This is a genomic window from Burkholderia sp. Se-20373, assembly GCF_017104705.1.
GTDB lineage: Bacteria > Pseudomonadota > Gammaproteobacteria > Burkholderiales > Burkholderiaceae > Burkholderia.
On sequence record NZ_JAAGPH010000273.1, the window covers coordinates 1 to 4,370 of the forward strand.

The 4,370-nt window shown below is 69.4% G+C and carries 4 protein-coding genes and 1 pseudogene; 2 read left to right on the top strand and 3 right to left on the bottom strand.

What is annotated here, in order from left to right; genetic code table 11:
- Window positions 1–58: 58 nt before the first annotated feature.
- A pseudogene (locus tag G3N96_RS37695) lies at window positions 59–496 on the bottom strand (nitronate monooxygenase); the annotation flags it as partial.
- A 224-nt stretch (window positions 497–720) separates the two neighbouring features.
- Here G3N96_RS37695 and G3N96_RS37700 point away from each other — a divergent pair.
- Entirely contained in the window at window positions 721–1,413 is a 693-nt protein-coding gene (locus G3N96_RS37700) for a dienelactone hydrolase family protein (protein ID WP_206140386.1), read from the top strand.
- A gap of 81 nt (window positions 1,414–1,494) precedes the next feature.
- Complete coding sequence (locus G3N96_RS37705; RefSeq protein ID WP_206140387.1) at window positions 1,495–2,973, top strand: amidase family protein; 1,479 nt, start codon at window positions 1,495–1,497, stop codon at window positions 2,971–2,973.
- An 88-nt stretch (window positions 2,974–3,061) separates the two neighbouring features.
- Here G3N96_RS37705 and metF read toward each other — a convergent pair whose 3' ends face one another.
- Together metF and G3N96_RS37715 are read right to left on the bottom strand one after the other, a co-directional pair.
- Window positions 3,062–3,892, bottom strand: coding sequence for a methylenetetrahydrofolate reductase [NAD(P)H] (metF, locus tag G3N96_RS37710; protein ID WP_124584458.1), 831 nt, complete (start codon window positions 3,890–3,892; stop codon window positions 3,062–3,064).
- A gap of 27 nt (window positions 3,893–3,919) precedes the next feature.
- Window positions 3,920–4,273 (bottom strand): phage holin family protein, encoded by a 354-nt coding sequence (locus tag G3N96_RS37715; RefSeq protein WP_006477367.1) that lies wholly within the window; start codon window positions 4,271–4,273, stop codon window positions 3,920–3,922.
- Window positions 4,274–4,370 lie beyond the last annotated feature (97 nt).

Sequence of the window (4,370 nt, forward strand, 5' to 3'; positions counted from 1 at the left end):
ACGACATTGATCAGCACGAGATGAAGCAGTCTGTCCCGCGACGAGGCTCTACGAGGCTGCGCGCGACGTAGCCTGCGTCGAGCACGACGAGCGTGGCGCTCGCAACGGGCACGCGCAGCGCCACGGGTGCATCGGGCTGCGGGCGGAAGTCGGGCGAGTAGCGCGCGGGCGCGGTGCCCGGAGGCAACCCGAGCGCGGCGTGCAGCGGGTCGATCGCGGCGGGAGCACGGGCGACGGTCGCCGCGTCGGGCGTCGCGTCCGGCAGCACGAACAGGTTGACCGCGAACGGGCGATCGGTCGCCGCGCGGATGGCGTCGACTTCGGTCGCGAGGCGCTCGGGCGCGAACGCGGCGGCGCCGAGACTGCCGAGCGCGCCGGCATTCGACGCGGCGGCGACCATCGCGGTCGTGGTCGCGCCGACCATCGGCGCCTGCACGAGCGGCAGGCGCAGGCCGAAGCGTTCGGAAAAGGGCGTGGCAAACAGACGGGCGGACATGGCGAATCCTTCGATGACGGTGCGCGAAAGCGCTTTGTAAAGGCCGGCACGTCGACTCTATCGAAGCGGCGCAGCGCCGAAAAATGAATAATCGAGATCGAAACGATCGCTGCGCGAGAAGCGCGCGCGTGCGCTGCACCATCGCATGATCGGTGGCACACTAGGCCGCCCTCTTCCACCACCGGGGCGCGCCTCGCGCACCCCGTTCGCCAGGAGTTCAGAACGTGACTGCCCAATGGATCGACATCGCCGCCGGTAACGACAGCTTCGGCGGCTATCTCGCGCTGCCCAAGCGCGGCAAAGGCCCTGCCGTCATCATCATCCAGGAGATCTTCGGCGTGAATTCGCACATCCGCGCGGTCGCCGACCAGTACGCGTCCGACGGCTTCGTCGCGCTCGCGCCGGACGTATTCTGGCGCACGCAGCCGCGCGTCGAGCTGACCTACGAAGGCGCGGATCGCGACAAGGGCATCGAGCTGATGAAAAAGACCGACGTGGGCCTCGCGGTCGCGGACATCGGCGCGGCCGCCGATGCGTTGCGCGCGCGCCCGGAAGTGGCCGGCAAGGTTGCCGCGATCGGCTACTGCTTCGGCGGCCAGCTCGCGTACCGCGCGGCCGCGACCGGCAAGATCGACGCGGCCGTGGCCTACTACGGCGGCGGCATCCAGAACGCGCTCGATCTGGCCGGCAAGGTCACGCAGCCGATCCTGTTCCACTACGCGGAAGACGACCACGGCATCCCGCTCACGGCCGTCGACCAGGTGAAGGCCGCATTCGCCGGCCACGGCCAGGCGTCGTTCCACGTGTATCCGGGCGCCGAGCACGGCTTCAACTGCACCGACCGCGCGTCGTACAACCAGCGCGCGTCGGCGCTCGCGCACGGCCGCACGCTGACCTTCCTCGCCGAGCACCTCTAAAAACGGCCGGCCGCGGGCCCCGCGCACCGGGCCCGCGTTATGCTGCTGTCATCGCCACGAGCCACCACGGGGATGACAGCGATGCACTCGGACTATCTCGCGCACGACGCGATCGGCCTCGCCACACTGGTACGTGAGCGCAAGGCGAGCCCGCGCGAACTGCTCGACGCCGCGATCGGCCAGGCCGAAGCGGTCAACGGCGCGATCAACGCGATCGTGCTGCAGGACTACGAAGCCGCACGCCAGCGCGCGGCCGCCACACCCGACGGCGGCGCTGGCGCGCCGTTCGCCGGCGTTCCCTATCTCGTGAAGGATCTCGGCGCGGCGGTCGCCGGGCTGCCGCTGTCGATGGGCAGCCGGCACTACCGGTATTTCGTGCCCGCCGACGATTCGCCGGTGATCGCGCGCAGCCGCGCGGCCGGTCTCAACGTGTTCGGCAAGACCAACACGTCGGAGATCGGCCAGATGCCGTACACGGAACCCGAGCTGTTCGGCGCGTGCCGCAACCCGTGGAATCTCGATCACACGCCCGGCGGCTCGAGCGGCGGTGCAGCGGCGGCCGTCGCGGCCGGCATCGTGCCGCTCGCGCATGCGTCCGACGGCGGCGGCTCGATCCGCATTCCGGCGTCGTGCTGCGGACTGTTCGGGCTGAAGCCGAGCCGCAACCCGGTACTCGTCGACCTGCCGTCGAACGGCGAGCTGGTCGTCCAGCATGCGGTCACGCGCAGCGTGCGCGACAGCGCGCTGCTGCTCGACGTGACGACCGGCCAGACCTTGCCGGCGGGCGCGCCCGGCACGTTTCTCGACGAACTCGACACGCCGCCCGGCCCGCTGCGGATCGGCCTCGTGCTCGACCCGATGCTCGCGCCGGCACTGGCCGGCGACACGCGCGCGGCGCTCGACGACGCGGCCGCGCTGCTCGAATCGCTCGGCCACCATGTCGAGCCGGCGACGCTGCAGGTCAACTACGCACGCGCGGCCGAAACCTTCCTCACGCTATGGGCGACGATCGCCGAGGAGATGGTGCTCGGCGCGCGCGCGCTGACCGGCCGCTCGCCGAAGCGCGGCGAATTCGAGGCCGCGACGTGGGCGATGGCCGTGGTCGGCCGGCGCCTCGCGCGCACGCGCCTGCCTGACGTGCTCGAATGGCAGCGCCAGCTCACCGTGCAGGTGGCCGGCCTCGTGTCGCGCTACGACGCGATCCTGTGCGCGTCGCTCGCGGGGCCGCCGGTGAAGATCGGCGAATTGCAGCCGACGCCGTTCGAAGCCGCGCAGATGAAGGTGCTCGCCGCGCTGCCGGTGAAGCCGCTGCTGAAGGAGATGCTCGCGAAGTCGTCGGAAAAGGCGTTCACGTGGGCCGGCTGCACCGAACTGTTCAATCTGACCGGCCAGCCGGCGATGTCGGTGCCGCTCTACTGGAACGCGCGCGGGCTGCCGATCGGCGTGCAGTTCGCCGCGCGTCACGCCGACGACGCGCTGCTGCTCCGGCTCGCCCGGCAGCTCGAACAGGCGCGGCCGTGGTTCGAGCGGCGCCCGCCGCTGATGCAGGCGCAGCGCTGACGCACGCGGCCGCGCGCCGCCGTCATCGAAAAAAAGCCCCGCCGGCACACCCGGCGGGGCTTTGACGCATGCAATCGCGTGAGCGCGCTTACATGACGAGCCGTTCGCAGATCGTCCGCGTCGCGGCCGCCGTGTTCAGCGTATAGAAATGCAGCCCGGGCACGCCCGCGTCGACCAGACGCTGGCACAGGCTCGTGACGACGTCCGCGCCGAACGCGCGGATCGACTCGCGATCGTCGCCGAAGCTTTCGAGCCGGCGCGCGACCCAGCGCGGCACTTCCGCGCCGCACATCTCGGAGAAGCGCATCAGCTGCGAGAAGTTCGTGATCGGCATGATGCCCGGCACGATCGGCACCTCGACGCCCAGCTTGCGCGCATCGTCGACGAAGCGGAAATACGCGTCGGCGTTGAAGAAGTACTGCGTGATCGCGGAATTCGCGCCGGCTTTCACCTTGCGCGCGAAATTCTCGAGATCGGCCTTCGGCGAGCGCGCTTGCGGGTGGTACTCCGGATAGCCGGCCACCTCGATGTGGAACCAGTCGCCGTGCTCGGCACGGATGAAGCTGACGAGCTCCGACGCATAGCGCAGTTCGCCGACTTCGCCCATCCCCGACGGCAGGTCGCCCCGCAGCGCGACGATGTGGCGGATGCCGTACGAGCGGTACTGGTCGAGGATCGCGCGCAGGCTGTCGCGTGACGAACCGATGCACGACAGGTGCGGCGCGGCCTCGAGGCCGTCCTTCTGCATGTCGAGCACCGTATCGAGCGTGCCCTGCTGCGTCGAGCCGCCGGCGCCGAACGTGCAGGACACGAATTTCGGCTTCAGCGGCAGCAGCTGCGCACGCGTGGCGCGCAGCTTCTCGACGCCTTCCGCCGTTTTCGGCGGGAAGAATTCAAACGAGAGTTCGATCGTTTTCATGATTCTGAGGGGACAAGCCCTGGTGCCTCAGCCGATGTCGCGCTGACCGAAGATCAGCGCGGACAGCAGCCACGACACGATGCTGTACAGGATCGAACCGAAGAATGCGGACCAGAAGCCCGACACCTCGAAGCCCTTCAGCAGCGACGACGCGAACCAGAAGCACAACGCGTTCACGACGAGGATGAACACCCCGAGCGTGACGATCGTGACGGGCAGCGTCAGCAGGATCAGCACCGGACGGATCACCGTGTTGATCAGGCCGAGCACGACCGCGATGATCAGCGCCGTGCCGAAGCTCTTGATGTGGATCGACGGCACGAGGTACGTGATGATCAGCAGCGCGAGCGCGTTGATGACCCAGGTGAGGATGACGCTCATGGAGTGCTCCGGTTCGGTTGTCGATCGGTACGATCAGTGGCCGCCGCCGGCCGCCGCGGGTGCCCGAAGGCGCGCCGCGGCAGCCGGCGATCCCGCG

Excerpts from the sequence above, each read along its gene's own strand:
- G3N96_RS37705 (WP_206140387.1), top strand. The coding sequence starts at position 1,495 with ATGCACTCGGACTATCTCGCGCACGACGCGATCGGCCTCGCCACACTG.
- metF (WP_124584458.1), bottom strand. The coding sequence starts at position 3,892 with ATGAAAACGATCGAACTCTCGTTTGAATTCTTCCCGCCGAAAACGGCG.
- G3N96_RS37715 (WP_006477367.1), bottom strand. The coding sequence starts at position 4,273 with ATGAGCGTCATCCTCACCTGGGTCATCAACGCGCTCGCGCTGCTGATC.